Raw genomic sequence first — 18,579 nt, forward strand, 5'->3', positions numbered from 1 at the left:
CCCCGCCGATGCACGCCGAAGACGAAGGGCCTGCCGCGGCTTCGCGCGGCGGGCCCTTGCTGTTTCCGCCGTCCGCCCCACAACGGTTTGGAGGAGAGGCGCCATCGCGGGGGCGATCGCGGCCGGCGCGACGGGCCGCTTCGGCGACGCGTCTCCGAGCGTGGGATACCGAGTTGACGGGATGGCGACGGACGCGATGATCGACCCTCTGTCGTTTCTCGCCGGCGGAGGCGAGGCGGCGCGGATGATCCGCGCGCGCGACTGGACCGGTCATCCCCTCGGCGCGCCGGAGGTCTGGCCTTCGTCCCTCAAGGTCGCGCTCAGCCTCGTCCTCAACTCGCCGGAATCGATGATCCTGTCCTGGGGACCGGATCTCCACTTCTTCTTCAACGACGCCTATTTCCCGCTGCTCGGCCCGCGCCTGTCCTGGGCGATGGGCGCCCGGTTCGACGAGGTCTGGGCCGATGCCATGGCGCAGGCCCTGCCGATCATCGAGGCGGCGATGGCCGGCGAGAGCCGGCGCTTCGTCGACCTGCCCTGGAAGCTCGCCACCGATCGCGGCGCCGCCGATACGTGGTGGACCTTCTCCTATTCCCGCGTGCTCGAAGCGGACGGCTCGATCGCCGGCCTGTTCATCTTCACCAACGAGACCACCGAGGCGGTGCTGAACGCCGCCGCCGTGCGCGCCAATCTGGAGCGGCAGGAATTCCTGCTCGGCCTCGAAGGCCAGCTCCGCCTCCATTCCGATCCGGCACCCATCATCCTCGCCGCCGTCGCGGCTCTCGGCCGGCAGCTCGGCGCCCATCAGGTCGCCTATGCCGATGTTGACGAGTGCGGCGCCGTCGCGACGGTGGAATACGATTGGAACGACGGGCCGATCCCGAGCAATGCCGGGGCGCATCGCCTGGACGATTACGGGCCCGATTTCGCGGCGGACCTGCGCGCGGGCCGCCCTATCGTCGTTGCCGATATCAGCGCCGATCCGCGCACCGCCTCGCCGCTGTCGGCGGAGAGTTTCGAGCGCGCCTCGGTCGGCGCCTTCATGCTGGTGCCGATCGCCGACGACGGCCGCCTGAAGGCTGCCTTCTGCATCAATCAGGCCGCGCCCCGCGCCTGGACGGCGGCTGAACTGGCGCTGGCCCGCGACGCGGCCGATCGCACCTGGGCGACCATCGTGCGGGCGCGGGCCGACGCGGCGCTGCGCGAGAGCGAGGGGCGGCTGCGCTTCCTGGACGAGCTGGCGCGGGCGACGGCCGGGCTGGTGGAGGCCGACGCGCTTCTCACCACCACGACGCGCATGGTCGCGACCCATATGGGCCTCTCGATCTGCGCCTATGCCGACATGGACGAGGACGAGGACGGCTTCACCATTCGGGGCGAATGGACGGCGCCCGGCGCGCCGAGCCTTCTCGGCCATTTCCGGCTGCGGGATTTCGGCGAGGCGACGCATCGCCGGCTCGGCTCCGGCGAGACGCTGGTGATCGACGACAGTCGCGCCGAACTTCCGCCGCAGGAGGCGGCGGCCTTCCAGGCCCTCGGCATCTCGGCCACGGTCTGCATGCCCCTCGTGAAGAACGGCCGCCTGACGGCGCTGATGGCCGGCCATCGTCGCGAGGCGCATCGCTGGACGGCGGCGGAGATCGCCTTGATCCGCGAAGTCTCCGAACGGTCCTGGGCGCATATCGAGCGCGCCGGCGCCGCGGCCGAGCTGAAGGCGACGGCCGGCGCCCTCGCCGCGCTCAACGCCACGCTGGAGGAGCGCGTGCGCGCGCGGACGAGCGAGCTGATGCGGATCGAGGAAGTGCTGCGCCAGTCGCAGAAGATGGAGGCCGTCGGCCAGCTGACCGGCGGTCTCGCCCACGACTTCAACAATCTTCTCGCCGGCATCTCGGGCAGTATCGAGCTGGTGGAAAGCCGTCTGGCGCAGGGCCGGGGGGACGAGGTCGCGCGCTATCTCGCCAATGCGATGGGCGCGACGAAGCGGGCCGCCGCGCTGACGCACCGGCTTCTCGCCTTCTCCCGCCGGCAGACCCTCGCGCCGAAGGCGACGGACATCAACCGCCTGGTGGCCGAGATGGCGGATCTGGTGCGGCGCACGGTCGGGCCGGCGATCGAGGTCGCGACCGCGACGGACGGAGAGCTCTGGCCCGTGCTCGCCGATCCGAACCAGCTCGAGAACGCGCTCCTCAACCTCTGCATCAACTCGCGCGACGCGATGCCGGATGGCGGCCGTCTGGTGGTGAGGACGGCCAATCTCGATCTCGGCCCCGATGCCGCCGCCGAGCGGCGGCTCGACCTGCCGCCCGGCCAATATGTCGTGCTGTCGGTGTCGGATGACGGCACCGGCATGTCGGCCGACGTGATCGAGAAGGCCTTCGACCCCTTCTTCACCACCAAGCCGATCGGCGTCGGCACCGGGCTCGGCCTGTCGATGATCTACGGCTTCGCCCAGCAGTCGGGAGGGCAGGCGCGCATCGAATCGACGCAGGGCCGAGGCACCACCGTCTCGATCGTCCTGCCGCGCCATCACAGCCCGGAAGCCCTCGCCGAGGACGTGCGGGCGGCGCCCGCCCAACCGATGGCGAAGGCGAGCGAGACGATCCTCGTCATCGACGACGAGCCGCTGATCCGCATGCTGATCGTCGATGTGGTGCAGGATCTCGGCTATGTGGCGATCGAGGCCGGCGACGGGCCGGAAGGCATGGAGGTGCTGCGCTCGGCCCAGCATCTCGACCTGCTGATCACCGATGTCGGCCTGCCGAACGGCATGAACGGCCGGCAGGTGGCGGATGCGGCCCGCGAGCTGCGGCCCGATCTGAAGGTGCTCTTCGTCACCGGCTATGCCGAGACGGCGGTTCTCGGCCACGGCCATCTCGCCCCCGGCATGGAGGTGATGACCAAGCCCTTCCAGATGGAGGAGCTCGGCCGGCGCATCGAGACGCTGATCGCGCGCGGCTGACCGGCGCCGGCATCAGGTCTCGGCGAGGTCGTCCAGCGGACAGGGCACGCCCTCGCGCTCGCATTTGCGGCGATAGCTCGCCACCCAGAAGGCGGGATTCTTGTGCTCGGCTTCGAGCCGGGCGATCAGCGTCTCGAAGAAGCGCCGCTTCGCCTCGCCGCTGCCGGAATGCGGAAAGGAATCCTTCTCCATCTTGGTCATGGAGCAGCCGATGCAGCGGCCCTGGCGCTTGTACTTGCAGATGTCGATGCAGGGCGACGGCGCATCGGCGAAGGGATCGGACATCGCGGGTTCCTCGAAGCGGGACGGCGACCGCCTCAGGCGGCGCGGTCGAGACCGTCCGGCTGTTCCAGCTTGTCGAGCGGACAATCCGCCGCCTTCTTGAGGCAGCGGCGGCGATACATGCGCGACCAATAGGCGTAGCGATCGCGCGCCACCAGCCGCTCGCGCAGCATCTCGAAGAAGGGGCGGCGTTCCGCCTTGCCCTTCAGCCGCTTGAAGCGCTTCTTTTCCGGCTTCGTCATCTGGCAGCCGATGCAGCGGCCCTCGTCGCGGAACTTGCAGACGCTGATGCAGGGAGAAGGCGCCTTGGCCCAGGTCTTCGCCATAGGGTCAGTTCTTGTCTTCCGGGAGGGGCGGCAGCGGCAGGGCGGCGATGCCCTCCTCCGCCAGGCTCTTCACTTCGGGCGGCGTCGCCTCGCCATAGATGCCGCGCGCCTGCGACTCGCCATAATGGATGCGCCGCGCCTCTTCCGCGAAGCGCGGGCCGACATATTCGGACCGGGCGCGCATCTCGCGGGCGAGATCCTGGAGGCGCGCCAGCGCCGCCGCCGCATCCGCCGACGGCGCGGGCGCGGCCTCGCGCGTGCCGGAGACGGCGGGCGCCATCAGGCCCTTGTGCACCTCGCTCGAACCGCAGGCCGGACAGGCGACGAGCTTCAGCTGGCGCTGGCGCTCGAAGTCCTCGCTCGATCGGAACCAGCCGTCGAAGGCATGGTCCGCCGGCTCGCAGCGCAGGGAATAGGTGATCACTCGGCGGCCTCGGACCGGCTCTCCGCAGGCCGCGCCGCCGGAAGCTCGAACTCGCGGGCGTTCTTCAGATTGGGAATCTTCGCCCGCGCATCCGCCACCGCAGCCGTGTCGATCCGCGCCAGCGCGATGCCCGGCTCGGCGCCGTCGACCTCGGCGAGGACGCGGCCCCAGGGATCGATGACGATCGAATGGCCGTAGGTCTCGCGGCCGTCCTCGTGCACGCCGCCCTGGGCCGCCGCGACGACGAAGGCGCCGTTCTCGATCGCCCGGGCGCGCAGGAGCACATGCCAATGCGCCTCGCCCGTCTGCCGCGTGAAGGCGGCGGGGGCGGTGAGGATCTCGGCGCCCGCCAGGGCCTCGGCCCGGAAGAGCTGGGGAAAGCGCATGTCGTAGCAGACGCCGAAGCCGAGCCGCGCCGGCCCGTCCGCGAAGGCGAGATCGGCGACGACGGCGCGCGCGCCCGGCCGATAGGTGCGCGATTCGCGCCAGCTCTCCCCGCCGGCGAGATCGACGTCGAACATGTGGATCTTGTCGTAGCTGGCGGCGGTCGAGCCGTCCGGCCGGAAGAGGACCGAACGATTGGCGACCTTGCCGTCGGACAGGAGCACCGCGACCGAGCCGATATGGAGATGGACGCCATGCGTCCGCGCAAGGTCGGCGCCCGCCCGCAGCACCGGGTCCTCCGCCTCCGGCCGGATCACCGCCATCAGCGCCGCGCGGTCGCGCTGCACGAGCCCGGTCATTTCCGGCGTCTGGAGATAGGTCGCGCCCTGCCCCGCCGCCTCGGCGACGAGTTCGTGCAACGTGGCGATGTTGCGCTCCGGCTCGGTGCCGGAACGCATCTGGAGAACGGCGGCGGTGAGAACGGTCATCGACGCCCCTCAGGCCGCGAGCAGCGGATCGAGCTCGCCCGCCTGATCGAGCGCGTAGAGATCGTCGCAGCCGCCGACATGGCGCTCGCCGATGAAGATCTGCGGAAAGGTGGTGCGGCCCCGCGCCCGCTGCGTCATCTCGGCGCGCAGGTCGGGCGAAAAGGTCGCGTCCTTTTCCTCGAAGGCGACGCCCTTCTTTTCGAGCAGTTGCTTGGCGCGCGCGCAATAGCCGCAAAGCGCGCGCGTATAGATCGTGACCTCGGCCATGATGCTCACCGCAGACAAATATCCCCAGCATATGGACGCATGGCTATGTTCCCGCAACCCTTGCGAAGACGAGGACGTCGACAGACGCCGCACCACCGCGCCGCAGCGCCAGCGTCGCGGCCTCGACCGTCGCCCCGGTGGTGAAGACATCGTCGACGAGAAGGATGCGCCGCCCTGCGATGCGGGGGCGCTGGCTGTCCGGCACGCGGAAGGCGCCGCGCACGTTCTCCTGGCGCTGCGCCCGGCCGAGCCCGACCTGCCGGCGCGTCGCGCGGGCGCGGACGAGGAGCTGCGGCGCGAAGGGGCGGCCGGCCCTGCGCGCCACCAGCCGGGCGAGTTCGGCCGACTGGTTGAAGCGCCGCCGGAGAAGACGGAAGCGGTGAAGCGGCACGGGCACGACGAGATCGGCCTCGGCCAGAAGTTCGGCCCCGGCCCGCGCCATCCAGCCGGCCAGCATCGGAGAGAGATCGGTGCGATCCGCATATTTCAGCCCCGCCGCCAGCCGGCCGGACGCATCGCCGTAAAGCACGGCGGCGCGCAGGCGGTCGTAGCGCGGCGGGGCGGCGATGGCCGCCGGCGACAGGGCGCCCTCGCCCATCTCCTCGGCGAAGGGCGTGCCGAGCCGGGCGCAATAGGGCCGCTCGATGAAGACGAGGCCCGTCCAGCAGGCGGGACAGAGGGCATGGGCGCGCGCGACGGGCGTGCGGCACAGAGCGCAATGGGGCGGAAACAGTCCGTCGCCGAGCCCGGTCATGATAGAGCGAAGGCCGAATCGCAGTTCCATTTCCCTTCGCGCCCAAGCTCCTCGATGCCTTCACGCCTTGACGATAAAGCCGCCCCGGTCAGCTACAAGCCCATGCCGAGCGCAAGCGACGATTCCTCCCCGCCGGGCGGCGCCCAGACGCTGTTCGACCGCGACCTTCTCGACCGGCGGCGCCTGCGGGCGCTCGCCGCCGGCGACACGGGCGCGCGCTATCTCCTGAAGGCGATCGGCGCCGAGCTCGCCGAGCGCCTGTCGCTGGTCGAGCGGCGCTTCGCCGAGGCGGCGGAGATCGGCGGTCATACCGGCGAGACCGCCGCGCTTCTCCAGGCAGGCGGCCAGATCGATCGTCTCCTGCGGGTCGAGCGCCATGCCGATCTTCTGGCGGACTGGCCGGGCGGGCTCGTCGGCGACGACGAGGCCTTGCCGCTTCCCGAGAACGGGCTCGATCTCGTCGTCTCGCCGCTCGCCCTCCACCTCACCAACGACACGCCCGGCGCGCTCATCCAGATCCGCCGGGCGCTGCGGCCGGACGGGCTGTTTCTCGGCGCGGCGCTCGGCGGCGACACCTTGAGCGAGTTGCGGGCGGCGCTGATCGGCGCCGAGGCGGAGCTGACGGGCGGCGTCTCGCCGCGCGTCGCGCCCTTCATCGACGTGCGCGACGCGGGCGCGCTCCTGCAACGCGCCGGCTTCGCACTGCCCGTCACCGATCAGGACCGGATCACCGTGCGCTACGATTCGATGTTCGAGCTGATGCGCGATCTTCGGGCGATGGGCATGACCAACATGCTGCGCGAGCGCAGCCGCCGCCCCGCGACGCGCGGCCTGTTCCTTCGCGCGGCGGCGCTCTATGCTGAGCGCTTCGCCGATGCCGATGGACGCGTCCGCGCCACCTTCGACATCGTCTACATGTCCGGCTGGAAGCCGCATGAGAGCCAGCAGAAGCCCCTGCGGCCGGGTTCGGCGAAGACGCGGCTCGCCGACGCGCTGCGCGACCGCTCCGGCGAGTCCGGCGCGGGCTGACGCCGCTTCAGGGCGTGAAGGCGGCGGCGATCCGGCCGAACGTGTCGGTCACGCCGGAGCTGACCGCCGGCATGCCGGCGATGATCGCCACGGCCATGGCGGCGGCGATGAGGCCGTATTCGAGCGCGACGGCCGCGCGCTCGGAATCGGCGAAGCGGCGCAGTTTCGTGATCTGGCGTTTCACCATCAGCGGCAGGCTCCGCGTTCGGTCCCGTCGGGGAACATCAGGCAGGGACCCTGGTCGAGACGGCTCGCATCCGCCCATTCGAGCCCCTGGCGCTCGGGCGCTGGAGCGATCGAACCCGTCATCGTCGCATCGAGATCGGGGGCGACCTCGGCCCCGTGATTGCGCCGGTCGATGTCCGGCAGAACGATCAGCGCCAGGGCGGCGGCGATCGAGCCGAACAGCAGCCCCGCGCGCGCCAACCCCGCCGCCGCATCCGCCAGCGAGCCGAAGCCTTTCCCGCGCCGTCTTCCCATCGCCATTCGCATGACCGGCCCCATCGTCGCATGCCATATCCGCCCGATCGGCGGTTTCGGCGACAATCGTCGGCGAGCCGTGAAGAAGCCCTTAAGCGCCCGGAGCGGTCTTTACCGGCGGTTTGCCGAGGCGGCTCTCGCGCAACTCAGCCGAGGAGATCGACCAGGAAGGGGATCAGCGGCGCGTCGGCCGGCGGCATGGGCAGGTCGCGCAGAGCGCTCGCCCGCAGCCAGCGCAGCCTCTGCCCTTCGCGCGGCTGCGGAATGCCCTGGTAGCGCCGGCACACGTAGAGCGGCATAAGTAGATGAAATGTCTCGTATTCGTGGCTCGCGAAGGTCAGCGGCGCGAGGCAGGCGGCCTGCGTCTCGATGCCGAGTTCCTCGCGCAGCTCGCGGATCAAGGAGGCTTCGGGCGTCTCGCCGGGCTCCAGTTTGCCGCCCGGAAACTCCCAAAGGCCGGCCAGCGACTTGCCGGCAGGCCGCTCGGCGACGAGCACGCGGCCGTCGGTATCCACGAGCGCGCAGGCGGTGACGAGGACGAGTTTCTTCGCGGTCATGGTGAACCCGTTCTGAACGCCACGCGGCGCGGGGCACGGAGGGCGAAAGGTTTCGGTCCGGTCAGGCCGGCGGCGCGCGATAGGCGTAGCGATAGGCTTCGCGGAAGCCGAGCCCGCGATAGAGCGCGAGCCCGGCGGCGTTCGCCGCCTCGACCTGCAGCCAGCCGATCCGCGCCCCCTTCAGCAGCGTGTAGCGCAGCGCGTTGGCCACGAGATCGCGGGCGATGCCCTGGCGCCGCCAGCCTTCGGCGACGGCGACATCGAGAACGCCGGCGAGGTCGTTGTCCTGGATGGCGAAGGCGACGGCCACCGGCGTCTTTTCCGCCGCTTCCTGCACGAAGAAGGCGGCCGGCGGCTGGATGGCGGAGAGCACCTCCAGGAGGCCCGCGCCTTCGCCGGGCGCGCGTCCGTGGACGCCGAGGCTCGCCGCGACGTAGCGCGCCGGATCGCGCCCCGGGATGCGCTCCATCGCGACGTTGAGATCGAGCGTCGCGAGCTCGGCGGTCAGGACGAGGCTTTCGCCGAAGACCGACCAGCCCTTCTCGTCGAGATGGTCGATCAGCGCCTGCGGCGCCAGCGGCGACTGGCGGAAGATGAAGGGCCGGCCGAAATCCTCGAACCGCGCCCGCGCCCGCTCGATCCGCGCCTCGATCTCCAGATGGTCGGACGGGTCGAGCGGATTGACCGAGTTCAGGCGCTTGGCCGGAAAGCCGCTCGTCAGCCGCACCGCCCAGGTGCCGTCATAGACGGTCGAGGTCGCCGGAAAGGCCCGGAAGCTTGCCGCTTCCAGCCTCCGGACGATCGCCAGCCGGTTCATGTCCTCAGCTTCGGTAATCGCCGTTGATCTCCACATAGGCCTTGGTGAGGTCGCAGCTATAGACGGTCCAGCGCCCGTTGCCGAGGCCGAGATCGGCCGTGACGCGGATCTCGTCGCGTTGCATCTCGGCCGAGGCCGCCGCCTCGTCGTAGGACGGGTCGCGCTCGCCCTCATGCGCGACGCGCACGTCGCCGAAGGCGATCGTCAGGCGGTCGCGATCGGCCGGCTCGCCGGACTTGCCGACCGCCATTACGACGCGCCCCCAATTGGCGTCCTCGCCGGCCACCGCCGTCTTCACCAGCGGCGAATTGGCGATGGACAGCGCGATGCGCCTGGCGGAGGCGTCGCTCACCGCCCCCGTCACCGTCACCTGGATCTCCTTGCGGGCCCCCTCGCCGTCGCGCGCCACCTGCCGGGCGAGGTCGAGGAGAAGGTCGGACAGGGCGGCGCGGAACTCGCCGAGCGCCTCATCCTCGGCCGTCTCGATCCGGCGGTGGCCGGCGGCGCCCGTCGCGAAGAGGAGCAGCGTATCGGAGGTCGAGGTGTCGGAATCGACGGTGACGGAATTGAAGCTCGGCTCGACCGCCGCCGAGAGCATCGCCTGGAGCGCCTCGGGCGCGATGGCCGCGTCGGTCGCGACGAAGGACAGCATCGTCGCCATGTCGGGCGCGATCATGCCGGCGCCCTTGGCGATGCCGTTGATCGTCACCTCGGCCTCGCCGAGCCGGACGCGCCGCGTCGCAACCTTCGGATAGGTGTCGGTGGTCATGATCGCCTCGGCCGCCTCGCGCCAGGAACCGCCCTTGGCGGCGGGCACGAGACCGGCGAGGAGGCCAGAGAATTTCGAGGCGTCGAGCGGCTCGCCGATGACCCCGGTCGAGGCGAGGAACACCTCACCGGGCGCGCAGCCGACTGCCGCCGCCGCCGCCTCGGCGGTAAGCGCCGTGGACTCGCGGCCCTTGCGGCCGGTGAAGGCATTGGCGTTGCCGGAATTCACCACCACGGCGCGGGCCTTGCCGCCGGGAAGATTGGCGCGGCAGAAATCGACCGGCGCCGAGGGGCAGCGCGACTTGGTGAAGACGCCGGCGACGCTCGTGCCCTCGTCCAGCACCATCAGCATCACGTCGGTACGGCCGCGATACTTGATGCCGGCCGCGGCGGTGGCGATCCGCAGGCCACGGATCTCGGGCATGGCCGGATAGGTCTTCGGCGCCAGCGGCGAGACGGGGTGCGACATGGGGCGGGCTCCTCGAAGCAGCGTCGATCCGCCGCTCCTCTGCCCGACCCGCCTGTCACCTGCAAGGGGGCGCCGCGCGGCGCCGGCTCGACCTGGGACGATCGGCGGCACATGCCGCCGACCGGAAGCGGGCGATCGGCGCTTACTGCGCCGCCGGAGCGGGCGCGGCCTCGGCCGGGGCGCCCTCTTCCTTGCCGGCCTTCTCCATCGCCTCGATCTGCGCCTTCAGCTTGGGGTCCACGTAGTCGACCTTGGCGTCCTCGCGGGCCTTGCGCACGAGCTCCACATATTTCTCGCGCATCACGACCTGGCGGAGCTGGTCCTTCACGTCGTCGAAGCTCGGCAGCTGCTGCGGCCGCTTCTCGACCACCTGGATGACGTGCCAGCCGAACTGCGTCTGCACCGGCTCCTTGGTATAGTCGCCGGGCTGGAGCGCGAAGGCGGCCTTCTCGAAGGGCGGCACCATCTGGCCGGGGCCGAAGAAGCCGAGATCGCCGCCATCCGGGCCGGAGGGGCCGGAGGACTTCTCCTTGGCCACCTCATCGAAGGACTTGCCGCCCTGGATCTCCTTGATGGCCGCCTCGGCCTCCTCCTTGGTCTTCACCAGGATGTGCTTGGCATGCACCTCCTCGCTCGGCTTCACCTTCTTGATCTCGGCGTCGTAGCGCGCCTTCAATTCGTCGTCGGTGATGCCGTCGATCGCCTGCTTCTGGAAATAGGCGTTGTGGAGGGCGCGCTCGCGCAGGAAGGCGATGCGCTCCTTCACCGCCGGATCGTCCTGGAGCTTGGCCTTCTCCGCCTCGCTCGCCAGCGCCTTGATGTCGATCAGCGCCGACAGGACGGCGAGGCGCTTCTGCTCCGGCGGCATCTGCGCGAACTGGTCGCCGAGATCGCCCTCGGCCAGCGACAGGTCCTTCTCGGTGATCTCGGACTTGCCGACCTTCGCGAGAACGTCGCCGTCGGCGGCGAGGGCCGCCCCTCCGAACCCGACAAGGGCGAGCGCGGTGGCGGCGAGAAGCGGGGCGAGCAAGCGGGTCATTGCGAGGCGATTCCTACGATGAAAGGCGGGGGAAGCGGCGGCGCGGGGGCCGGGCCGCCGATTCTGAAACGTCTGGAAGTGCCGCCTTTACGGTGTTTTCGAGGCCGGAGCGACCCCTTCGCGCGAGATTGACATCGCTTTGACCCCCTCTTATCTCTCGCGCGGCGCCGGAGTAAGCCGCCCAGCGCGCCTTGCGGCCCCATCGATCTGGAGGCATCGGCCGGGCGTCGGCCTCCTCAGGAACCGCTGTCGGGATGGGTCGGGGCGACGCGGGTGCGCCCGACTTTCGGCAGACGGAATGCCTGGGCTCACGCGAGCCTTCATTGGAAAGGCCAATTCATGGTCAGTTTCGGCGCTATCGCCCGCGCGCTGTTCGGCTCGTCCAACGAGCGGATCGTGCGGCGCCACGACGGCACGATCAAGGCGATCAGCGCGCTGGAGCCCGAGCTCGCCAAGCTCTCCGACGACGAACTGCGGGCGCGCACCGCCGCCTTCAAGGCGGAGGTCGCGGGCGGCAAGTCGCTGGACGACATCCTCGTTCCCGCCTTCGCCACGGTGCGCGAGGCCGCCAAGCGCGCGCTCGGCATGCGACATTTCGACGTCCAGATGATCGGCGGCATCGTCCTCAACTCGCGCGCCATCGCCGAGATGCGCACCGGCGAGGGCAAGACGCTGGTCGCCACCCTGCCCGTCTATCTGAACGCGCTCGCCGGCAAGGGCGTCCATGTCGTCACGGTGAACGACTATCTCGCCAGCCGCGACGCGGAATGGATGGGCAAGGTCTATCGCTTCCTCGGCCTCTCCGTCGGCATCATCGTCCACGGCATGTCGGACGAGGAGCGGCGCGCGGCCTATGCCTGCGACATCACCTACGCGACCAATAACGAGCTCGGCTTCGACTATCTGCGCGACAACATGAAGTACGAGCGCCCGCAGATGGTGCAGCGCGGGCATTTCTTCGCGATCGTCGACGAGGTGGACTCGATCCTGATCGACGAGGCGCGCACGCCGCTGATCATTTCCGGCCCGCTCGACGACCGCTCCGACCTCTACCGCCTGATCGACGGCTTCATCCCGCAGCTGGCGCCTGAGGATTTCGAGCTGGACGAGAAGCAGCGCCAGGTCTCCTTCACCGAGGACGGCACGGAGAAGATGGAGCGCATGCTGGAGGCCGCCGGCCATCTTTCCGGCACCTCGCTCTACGACATCGAGAATGTCGCGATCGTCCATCACGTGAACAACGCGCTGAAGGCGCACAAACTGTTCCAGCGCGACAAGGACTATATCGTCCGGGGCGACGAGATCGTCATCATCGACGAGTTCACCGGCCGCATGATGCCGGGCCGCCGCTTCTCGGAAGGCCTGCATCAGGCGCTGGAGGCGAAGGAACACGTCACGGTCCAGCCCGAGAACCAGACGCTCGCCTCCATCACCTTCCAGAACTATTTCCGCATGTACGAGAAGCTTGCCGGCATGACCGGCACGGCCTCGACGGAAGCGGCCGAATTCGCCGATATCTACGGTCTCGACGTGATCGAAGTGCCGACCAACCTGCCGGTGCAGCGCATCGACGACGACGACGAGGTCTATCGCACGGCGGAGGAGAAGTACCGGGCGATCGTCAAGGAGATCCGCACGGCGGCCGAGCGGCGCCAGCCGATCCTCGTCGGCACGACCTCCATCGAGAAGTCGGAACATCTCGCCGACCGCCTGCGCAAGGACGGCATGCAGGACTTCCAGGTCCTCAACGCCCGCTATCACGAGCAGGAAGCCTATATCGTGGCGCAGGCCGGCGTGCCCGGCGCGGTGACGATCGCCACCAACATGGCCGGCCGCGGCACCGACATCAAGCTCGGCGGCAATGTCGAGATGCGCGTCGAGCGCGAGCTCGCCGAGATGCCGGACGGGCCGGAGCGCGAGGCGGCGATCCGGGCGATCGAGGCCGACGTGCAGCGGCTGAAGGAGGAGGCGCTTGCCGCCGGCGGCCTCTACGTGCTCGCCACCGAGCGCCACGAATCGCGGCGCATCGACAACCAGCTGCGCGGCCGCTCCGGCCGCCAGGGCGATCCCGGCCGCTCGAAATTCTACCTGTCGCTCCAGGACGACCTGATGCGCATCTTCGGGTCGCAGCGCATGGACACGATGCTCCAGCGCCTCGGCCTCAAGGAAGACGAGGCGATCATCCATCCCTGGATCAACAAGGCCCTGGAAAAGGCGCAGAAGAAGGTCGAGGCGCGCAACTTCGACATCCGCAAGAATCTGCTCAAATACGACGACGTGATGAACGATCAGCGCAAGGTGATCTTCGAGCAGCGTCTGGAACTGATGGACGCGGAAGGGCTGACCGAGTCGATCACCGACATGCGCCATGCGACGATCGAGGGCATGGTGGCGCGGCACATTCCGGAACGCGCCTATCCCGAACAGTGGTCTACCGAGGAACTGCAGGCGGAAGCGCTGGAATTCCTCAATCTCGACCTGCCGGTGAAGGACTGGGCGGCCGAGGAAGGCATCGACGAGAACGACATTCGCACCCGCCTGATCGAGGCGGCCGATAAGGCGATGGCCGACAAGGCCGAGCGCTTCGGCCCGGATGTGATGACCTATGTCGAGCGCTCCATCGTGCTCCAGACGATCGACGCGCTCTGGCGCGAGCATCTCGTCAATCTCGACCATCTGCGCTCGGTCATCGGCTTCCGTGGCTATGCGCAGCGCGATCCGCTGAACGAGTACAAGTCGGAAAGCTTCGAGCTCTTCCAGTCGATGCTGACGACGATGCGCGAGCGCGTGACCCAGCAGCTCGCCCGCGTCGAGCTGATGCGCGAGGAGGCGCCGATCGCCCCGCCCGCCCCGCCGGAGATGGAAGCGCATCATCTCGACGCCTCGTCCGGCATGGACGAGATCGGCAATGGCGCGACGATCCTCACCGCCGACTTCAACCCGCCCGAGGCGGAACGGCTGGCCATCGATCCCGACCGGCCGGAAACCTGGGGCCGCATCGGCCGCAACGAACTCTGCCCCTGCGGCTCGGGCAAGAAGTTCAAGCACTGCCACGGCGCCTATGTCGCGCAGGCGTGAGGGATAGGACGGGGTTTCGCCGGGGGTGAAGACACGAGCATCGAACGTGTCGGCATCTCTCCGAATAGCGAGATGAGCCGATAGCGCATCTCGGACTGCGGAGCGGCGGCGGGTCGCCACTCCACCGCCGTGCGGTTCGAAGGCTTTCGCCTTCGCACCCCTCTGCCTGCCGGCATCTCCCCCTCAAGGGGGGAGATCAGGCTAAGCGCGGACGGTGGTGTCCGGCATCGCGGCGGCAGCTGGAATTGCGAGACCTCGAAGCTGCGATCTCCCCCTTGAGGGGGAGATGGGCGGCAGCCCAGAGGGGGGTGGCGAGCGTCAGCGAGGTCCACCCGTTCCACCGCCGCGTTGTCAGCCCCGCACCCTCCCCATATTCTCCCCTTCAGATTGAAAATCCTCCGATCGGCCAAACCATGACCGAACCAGCATCGGCAATGCGGACGGCCTCCGCCCTCCTGGCCGGCCTCGTCCTTCTGACGGCCGTCCCGGCCTCCGCCGACGACAGTCCCCTCCCCGCCATGGGATCGGCCTTCCGCCCGGTGGAAGCCGGCGCGATCCGCGTCGAATCCGGGTCGGTCACGGCGATGCGGCAAGGGGAAGAGGAAGGTCGGGGTCTGCTCACGATCGCCAATCGCGGCACCACGCCCGACCGTATCACCTCCGTCTCCTCGCCCTCGGCGGCCGAGACACGGCTCGTCGGCCCGGAGGATGCGGCGGAGATCCCAGCGCAGGGCCGGCTGACGATGCGGACGGACGGCGCGCATCTCGTCTTCTCGCATGTCGCCGAGCCGTTCCGGGCGGGCGGCGAGATCGCGGTGACGGTGACGTTCGAGACGGCCGGCCCGATCGGATTGCGCCTGCCGGTGGTCGGGAACTGAGGTCGGCCGCGTCCGGACTCCACCAGCGTCACATCATCAGGGGTGGCCGGCTGCGCCGCCCCTCATCGCCTGCCGGCACTTCTCCCCGTCGGGGAGAAGAACGCGGTGGCGGGGGTTCATATTCTGGAAGTCGCCGGCCGCGAGCGATCGGGCGTTGCTATCGCAGCGGCCGTCGACGGGGCCGTTCGGCCCCTGCCCGTCTCAGCGCCCCGTCAGCGGCGCGAAGACGCTGGCGGGCTTCTGCTCCACCGGCTTGCCGAGCCGGTCGAAGCCGGGGCGGCGGTGCTGTTCGGCGGCATAGGCCTCGGCGGTGATCGGCATGCCGGGCTTGTAGGCGAAGGTCGTGGTCTGGGCGAAGTCGGAGGGCTTCATCGTCGCGACGAGCTTCTCTTCCTCGGCCTCGTCGGCGATGCGCTTGGCCGCGACATTCACCGGCTCGGCGACGGACGGGCACGGGCCGTTCGGCGACAGGGTCTGGCCGGCCTCGAGCTTTGGATCGAAGACATAACGCTTCTCGCAGACGCCGATCTCGATCGGCTTCTTGGTCAGCTCGAACCGGTCCGAGCCCTGCTTCAGCATCTTCCAGAAGGCGTAATGGTCCGACTGGCGATGGCGCGCCATGTTCTTCGGCGTCATGCGGAAGGGAAAGGCCTGAAGCTGGAACTCGCGCTGGCCGCCCTTGAAGGCGTCACGAGCGAGCGCGTAGAGCTCCTCCACCTGCCAGTCGTCCATGGCGTAGCAGCCGGACGAGTTGCAGGAACCGTGCACCATCAGATGCTCGCCGGTGGCGCCATTGGCCCGGTCGTACTGGTTCGGATAGCCGATATTGAAGGCGAGATGGTAGTTGGAGGCCGGATTCATCTGGCCCTGGCTGATGCGGTAGAAGCCTTCCGGCGCCTGCCGGTCGCCCGCCTCGCGCTTCGGGCCGAGCTTGCCGGACCAGGCGCAGATCGAATAGGTCTTCAGGAGCGCGTATTCGCCGTCGGTCTTCTGCTTCCAGACCTCGAGCTGCGACTCCTCCTTGTAGAGGCGCACGAGCAGCGGCGCGGCGACGGCCATGTTCTTGGCCTGCATCTCCTTGACGAGCTTCGGCGGCACCGGGGCGTCGGCCCCGAGCAGCGAGCCGAGATCCGGCCCGCTCTTCTGGCAGGACGCCGCGGCCAGCAGCGTGAACCCGAGCGCGGCCATTCTCGCAAGACGTCCGACCCGCATTCCCTTCCCCTCGTCACCACCCGCCGAAGCGCGGGCACCTGATCCCGTCTTTTTGCAGGGATCGCGTAAAGAGAACGTTAACCGCCGAACCCCTCGCGGCCCGCATTCCCCGCAGCGCCAGACGCGCCGTTCCCGCATTCTGGCGAAGAATGGTGGTTTTTGGGAGTCGCCATCCGTGGCAGGGCGGCAACGGTTGCCCGCAAAAGCGCAGCGTTTTCAGAGGTTGCGGCCGATGGCGAGGAACTTCTCGCGCCGCTGGCGGCGCAGCGCCGGCCCGTCGAGCCCCGCGAGTTCACCCAAGGCGACGGCGACGCGCTCGCCCGTCTGGTCGATGACGGCGTCCGATTCGCGATGGGCGCCGCCGATCGGCTCGGTGACGATCTCGTCGATCACGCCGAAGCCCTTGAGGTCCTGGGCGGTGATCTTCATCGCCTGCGCCACGTCTCGCGCGCGTGTCGCGTCGCGCCAGAGGATGGAGGCGCCGGCCTCCGGCGAGATGACGCTGTAGATCGCGTGTTCCAGCATCAGGACGCGATTGGCGGTGGCGAGCGCGATCGCGCCGCCCGAGCCGCCCTCGCCGATGACGACGGAGACGAGCGGCACTTCGAGATTGAGGCAAGCCTCGGTCGAACGGGCGATCGCCTCGGCCTGGCCGCGCTCCTCCGCGCCGATGCCGGGATAGGCGCCGGCCGTGTCGACGAGGGTGAGGACCGGGATCTTGAAGCGGTCGGCGAGTTCCATGATGCGCACCGCCTTGCGGTAGCCTTCCGGCCGCGCCATGCCGAAATTGTGCTTGAGGCGGGTCTGGGTGTCCGACCCCTTCTCCTGGCCGATCACGGCGATGGACTCGCCCCGGAAGCGGCCGAAGCCGGCAATCACCGCATGGTCTTCCGCGTAGTAGCGATCGCCGGCGAGCGGCGTGAAGTCGGTGACGAGCCGGCCGAGATAGTCGACGCAATGCGGCCGGTCGGGATGGCGGGCGACCTGGGTCTTCTGCCAGGGCGTCAGCTTCTTGTAGAGATCGACCAGCGCCTCGCGCGAGCGCGTCTCGAGCCGCCGGATCTCCTCGCTGACATCGACGCCCTGACCGTCGCTGGCGAGGCCCTTCAGCGCCAGGATCTGGCTTTCGAGATCGGCGACCGGCTTTTCGAAATCGAGATAGTTGTGCATGGGGCTCGCTTGGTTGCCGGGCACATGAAGGAGGGCGAAGGCCCTGTCAAGACGGGCGGCGGGCGCTCAGTCCCGGCTCGCTTCCGACAGGGGATGGTGGTCGGCGACGAGGCGGATCAGCCGCTCCTCCAGGACATGCGTATAGATCTGCGTCGTGGAGATGTCCGCATGGCCGAGCAGTTCCTGCACGGCCCGAAGATCCGCCCCGTTCTGGAGAAGGTGGCTGGCGAAGGCATGGCGCAGCACATGGGGCGAGACGCGGCCCGGCGCAATCCCGGCGCGGATCGCGAGGTCCTTCAGGTCGCGCGCGAAGGCCTGCCGCGTCAGGTGGCCGCTTTCGGAAAGCGCCGGAAACAGCCAGACCTCCGCCTCCCCGGTCCGGCCGAGGCCGCGCATCGCCTCGCCGAAGCCCGCCAGCGCGTCGCGGGCCCGCTCGCCGATCGGTACCATGCGCTCCTTGTTGCCCTTGCCGTTGACGACGATCATCCGGCTGCGCGAGCGCAGCACGGCGCGCGGCAGGCTGACGAGTTCGGAGACGCGCAGGCCCGTCGCGTAGAGGATCTCCACTAAGGCGAGCATGCGCTTCGCCCTCGCCGAGGCGGCGGGGGCGAGATCGGCGCGCGCCGCCTCCGTGGCGGCCGCGTTCAAGAGGCGGTCGACCTCCGCCTCGCTGAGGATCTTCGGCAGGGGGCGCCCCTTCTTCGCCGACTCGATCGGCCCCATCGGGTCGTCGCCGCGCATGTTCTCGGCATAGAGGAACTTGAAGAACTGGCGGAGCGAGGACAGGCGGCGCGACTGGCTGCTGGCGGCGAAGCCCTGGGCCGCCAGATGCGAGACATAGGCGCGGATGTCGTCGGCGCCGGCCAGCGACAGGGAAAGCCCCCGGCCGGCGAGAAAGGCGGCGGCGTCCTCGAGATCGCGGCGATAGGCGGCGAGCGTGTTCAGCGCCGCGCCGCGCTCGGCCGCCATCATCTCCAGGAAGGCCTCGATATCGAAGCGGGCGCGTCCGCTCACGGCCGCATCCCGAGGCCGGAGGCCGAGACGCTGGCCGCGCCGCCGTCGAGCCGCAAGGGCACGTCGATCACGACTTGATGCGGCACCGGCTCGACGAGATAGACGAGCGCCGCCATCGCCGCGAGAACGACGGCGACGACGAGACCGAGCGTGGTGAGAAGGCGCACGAGGGTTGGCATGGCTG

The 18,579-nt window shown here is 69.4% G+C and carries 20 protein-coding genes; 4 read left to right on the forward strand and 16 right to left on the reverse strand.

Features of this window, described 5'->3' with window-relative positions; genetic code table 11:
- The first annotated feature begins 196 nt into the window (after positions 1-196).
- Entirely contained in the window at positions 197-2,959 is a 2,763-nt protein-coding gene (locus IEY14_RS17630) for a GAF domain-containing protein (RefSeq protein ID WP_210318484.1), read from the forward strand.
- A gap of 12 nt (positions 2,960-2,971) precedes the next feature.
- Here IEY14_RS17630 and IEY14_RS17635 read toward each other — a convergent pair whose 3' ends face one another.
- From IEY14_RS17635 to IEY14_RS17660, 6 genes are read right to left on the reverse strand one after another with little or no spacing between them, the layout of a single operon-like run.
- Positions 2,972-3,244: a DUF1289 domain-containing protein gene (locus IEY14_RS17635; RefSeq protein ID WP_188910857.1), complete on the reverse strand. Its 273-nt coding sequence runs from the start codon at positions 3,242-3,244 to the stop codon at positions 2,972-2,974.
- Between the two features lie 32 nt (positions 3,245-3,276).
- Positions 3,277-3,567: a DUF1289 domain-containing protein gene (locus IEY14_RS17640; RefSeq protein ID WP_188910859.1), complete on the reverse strand. Its 291-nt coding sequence runs from the start codon at positions 3,565-3,567 to the stop codon at positions 3,277-3,279.
- Positions 3,568-3,571: 4 nt separating this feature from the next.
- On the reverse strand, positions 3,572-3,991 hold the full coding sequence (locus IEY14_RS17645) for a DUF1178 family protein (RefSeq protein ID WP_188910860.1): 420 nt from the start codon (positions 3,989-3,991) through the stop codon (positions 3,572-3,574).
- Positions 3,988-4,863, reverse strand: coding sequence for a carbon-nitrogen hydrolase family protein (locus tag IEY14_RS17650; RefSeq protein ID WP_188910862.1), 876 nt, complete (start codon positions 4,861-4,863; stop codon positions 3,988-3,990). The genes IEY14_RS17645 and IEY14_RS17650 overlap by 4 nt, the downstream gene beginning before the upstream one ends.
- Before the next feature lie 9 nt (positions 4,864-4,872).
- A complete protein-coding gene (gene grxC / locus IEY14_RS17655) occupies positions 4,873-5,130 on the reverse strand; it encodes a glutaredoxin 3 (RefSeq protein WP_188910864.1) in 258 nt (85 codons plus the stop codon).
- A 43-nt stretch (positions 5,131-5,173) separates the two neighbouring features.
- Positions 5,174-5,914, reverse strand: a complete 741-nt coding sequence (locus IEY14_RS17660; RefSeq protein WP_188910866.1) for a ComF family protein — start codon at positions 5,912-5,914, stop codon at positions 5,174-5,176.
- Between the two features lie 72 nt (positions 5,915-5,986).
- Between IEY14_RS17660 and IEY14_RS17665 the strand changes: the two genes are divergently transcribed.
- Positions 5,987-6,913 (forward strand): methyltransferase domain-containing protein, encoded by a 927-nt coding sequence (locus tag IEY14_RS17665; protein WP_188910867.1) that lies wholly within the window; start codon positions 5,987-5,989, stop codon positions 6,911-6,913.
- A 7-nt stretch (positions 6,914-6,920) separates the two neighbouring features.
- On the opposite strand, the gene IEY14_RS17670 is transcribed toward IEY14_RS17665, so the two are convergent.
- The 6 genes from IEY14_RS17670 to IEY14_RS17695 all read right to left on the reverse strand — a co-directional run bounded on the left by IEY14_RS17670 (position 6,921) and on the right by IEY14_RS17695 (position 11,043).
- Positions 6,921-7,100, reverse strand: a complete 180-nt coding sequence (locus IEY14_RS17670; RefSeq protein WP_188910869.1) for a Flp family type IVb pilin — start codon at positions 7,098-7,100, stop codon at positions 6,921-6,923.
- Entirely contained in the window at positions 7,100-7,393 is a 294-nt protein-coding gene (locus IEY14_RS17675; protein WP_188910871.1) for a hypothetical protein, read from the reverse strand. The genes IEY14_RS17670 and IEY14_RS17675 overlap by 1 nt, the downstream gene beginning before the upstream one ends.
- Before the next feature lie 146 nt (positions 7,394-7,539).
- Positions 7,540-7,950 (reverse strand): (deoxy)nucleoside triphosphate pyrophosphohydrolase, encoded by a 411-nt coding sequence (locus IEY14_RS17680; protein WP_188910873.1) that lies wholly within the window; start codon positions 7,948-7,950, stop codon positions 7,540-7,542.
- A gap of 61 nt (positions 7,951-8,011) precedes the next feature.
- Positions 8,012-8,767, reverse strand: coding sequence for a GNAT family N-acetyltransferase (locus tag IEY14_RS17685; protein ID WP_244639557.1), 756 nt, complete (start codon positions 8,765-8,767; stop codon positions 8,012-8,014).
- A 4-nt stretch (positions 8,768-8,771) separates the two neighbouring features.
- Positions 8,772-10,004 (reverse strand): bifunctional glutamate N-acetyltransferase/amino-acid acetyltransferase ArgJ, encoded by a 1,233-nt coding sequence (gene argJ / locus IEY14_RS17690; RefSeq protein WP_188910877.1) that lies wholly within the window; start codon positions 10,002-10,004, stop codon positions 8,772-8,774.
- A gap of 142 nt (positions 10,005-10,146) precedes the next feature.
- Positions 10,147-11,043, reverse strand: a complete 897-nt coding sequence (locus tag IEY14_RS17695) for a peptidylprolyl isomerase (protein WP_188910879.1) — start codon at positions 11,041-11,043, stop codon at positions 10,147-10,149.
- A gap of 339 nt (positions 11,044-11,382) precedes the next feature.
- Here IEY14_RS17695 and secA point away from each other — a divergent pair, with 339 nt between their 5' ends.
- Positions 11,383-14,121, forward strand: a complete 2,739-nt coding sequence (gene secA / locus IEY14_RS17700) for a preprotein translocase subunit SecA (RefSeq protein WP_188910881.1) — start codon at positions 11,383-11,385, stop codon at positions 14,119-14,121.
- Positions 14,122-14,534: 413 nt separating this feature from the next.
- On the forward strand, positions 14,535-14,999 hold the full coding sequence (locus IEY14_RS17705; RefSeq protein ID WP_188910883.1) for a copper chaperone PCu(A)C: 465 nt from the start codon (positions 14,535-14,537) through the stop codon (positions 14,997-14,999).
- A 201-nt stretch (positions 15,000-15,200) separates the two neighbouring features.
- On the opposite strand, the gene IEY14_RS17710 is transcribed toward IEY14_RS17705, so the two are convergent.
- The 4 genes from IEY14_RS17710 to IEY14_RS17725 all read right to left on the reverse strand — a co-directional run bounded on the left by IEY14_RS17710 (position 15,201) and on the right by IEY14_RS17725 (position 18,574).
- Positions 15,201-16,211: a L,D-transpeptidase family protein gene (locus IEY14_RS17710; RefSeq protein ID WP_373289000.1), complete on the reverse strand. Its 1,011-nt coding sequence runs from the start codon at positions 16,209-16,211 to the stop codon at positions 15,201-15,203.
- A gap of 216 nt (positions 16,212-16,427) precedes the next feature.
- Positions 16,428-17,381 (reverse strand): acetyl-CoA carboxylase carboxyltransferase subunit alpha, encoded by a 954-nt coding sequence (locus IEY14_RS17715; RefSeq protein ID WP_188910887.1) that lies wholly within the window; start codon positions 17,379-17,381, stop codon positions 16,428-16,430.
- Positions 17,382-17,447: 66 nt separating this feature from the next.
- Positions 17,448-18,395, reverse strand: a complete 948-nt coding sequence (locus IEY14_RS17720) for a site-specific tyrosine recombinase XerD (protein WP_188910889.1) — start codon at positions 18,393-18,395, stop codon at positions 17,448-17,450.
- Positions 18,392-18,574: a hypothetical protein gene (locus tag IEY14_RS17725; RefSeq protein WP_188910891.1), complete on the reverse strand. Its 183-nt coding sequence runs from the start codon at positions 18,572-18,574 to the stop codon at positions 18,392-18,394. Before IEY14_RS17725 ends, IEY14_RS17720 begins: the two co-directional genes overlap by 4 nt.
- Positions 18,575-18,579: the final 5 nt, after the last annotated feature.

The organism is Aureimonas endophytica (genome assembly GCF_014642635.1).
Taxonomy (GTDB): domain Bacteria; phylum Pseudomonadota; class Alphaproteobacteria; order Rhizobiales; family Rhizobiaceae; genus Plantimonas; species Plantimonas endophytica.

Excerpts from the sequence above, each read along its gene's own strand:
- IEY14_RS17630 (WP_210318484.1), top strand. The coding sequence starts at position 197 with ATGATCGACCCTCTGTCGTTTCTCGCCGGCGGAGGCGAGGCGGCGCGG.
- IEY14_RS17635 (WP_188910857.1), bottom strand. The coding sequence starts at position 3,244 with ATGTCCGATCCCTTCGCCGATGCGCCGTCGCCCTGCATCGACATCTGC.
- IEY14_RS17640 (WP_188910859.1), bottom strand. The coding sequence starts at position 3,567 with ATGGCGAAGACCTGGGCCAAGGCGCCTTCTCCCTGCATCAGCGTCTGC.
- IEY14_RS17650 (WP_188910862.1), bottom strand. The coding sequence starts at position 4,863 with ATGACCGTTCTCACCGCCGCCGTTCTCCAGATGCGTTCCGGCACCGAG.
- grxC (WP_188910864.1), bottom strand. The coding sequence starts at position 5,130 with ATGGCCGAGGTCACGATCTATACGCGCGCGCTTTGCGGCTATTGCGCG.
- IEY14_RS17660 (WP_188910866.1), bottom strand. The coding sequence starts at position 5,914 with ATGGAACTGCGATTCGGCCTTCGCTCTATCATGACCGGGCTCGGCGAC.
- IEY14_RS17665 (WP_188910867.1), top strand. The coding sequence starts at position 5,987 with ATGCCGAGCGCAAGCGACGATTCCTCCCCGCCGGGCGGCGCCCAGACG.
- IEY14_RS17670 (WP_188910869.1), bottom strand. The coding sequence starts at position 7,100 with ATGGTGAAACGCCAGATCACGAAACTGCGCCGCTTCGCCGATTCCGAG.
- IEY14_RS17675 (WP_188910871.1), bottom strand. The coding sequence starts at position 7,393 with ATGGGAAGACGGCGCGGGAAAGGCTTCGGCTCGCTGGCGGATGCGGCG.
- IEY14_RS17680 (WP_188910873.1), bottom strand. The coding sequence starts at position 7,950 with ATGACCGCGAAGAAACTCGTCCTCGTCACCGCCTGCGCGCTCGTGGAT.
- IEY14_RS17685 (WP_244639557.1), bottom strand. The coding sequence starts at position 8,767 with ATGAACCGGCTGGCGATCGTCCGGAGGCTGGAAGCGGCAAGCTTCCGG.
- argJ (WP_188910877.1), bottom strand. The coding sequence starts at position 10,004 with ATGTCGCACCCCGTCTCGCCGCTGGCGCCGAAGACCTATCCGGCCATG.
- IEY14_RS17695 (WP_188910879.1), bottom strand. The coding sequence starts at position 11,043 with ATGACCCGCTTGCTCGCCCCGCTTCTCGCCGCCACCGCGCTCGCCCTT.
- secA (WP_188910881.1), top strand. The coding sequence starts at position 11,383 with ATGGTCAGTTTCGGCGCTATCGCCCGCGCGCTGTTCGGCTCGTCCAAC.
- IEY14_RS17705 (WP_188910883.1), top strand. The coding sequence starts at position 14,535 with ATGACCGAACCAGCATCGGCAATGCGGACGGCCTCCGCCCTCCTGGCC.
- IEY14_RS17710 (WP_373289000.1), bottom strand. The coding sequence starts at position 16,211 with ATGCGGGTCGGACGTCTTGCGAGAATGGCCGCGCTCGGGTTCACGCTG.
- IEY14_RS17715 (WP_188910887.1), bottom strand. The coding sequence starts at position 17,381 with ATGCACAACTATCTCGATTTCGAAAAGCCGGTCGCCGATCTCGAAAGC.
- IEY14_RS17725 (WP_188910891.1), bottom strand. The coding sequence starts at position 18,574 with ATGCCAACCCTCGTGCGCCTTCTCACCACGCTCGGTCTCGTCGTCGCC.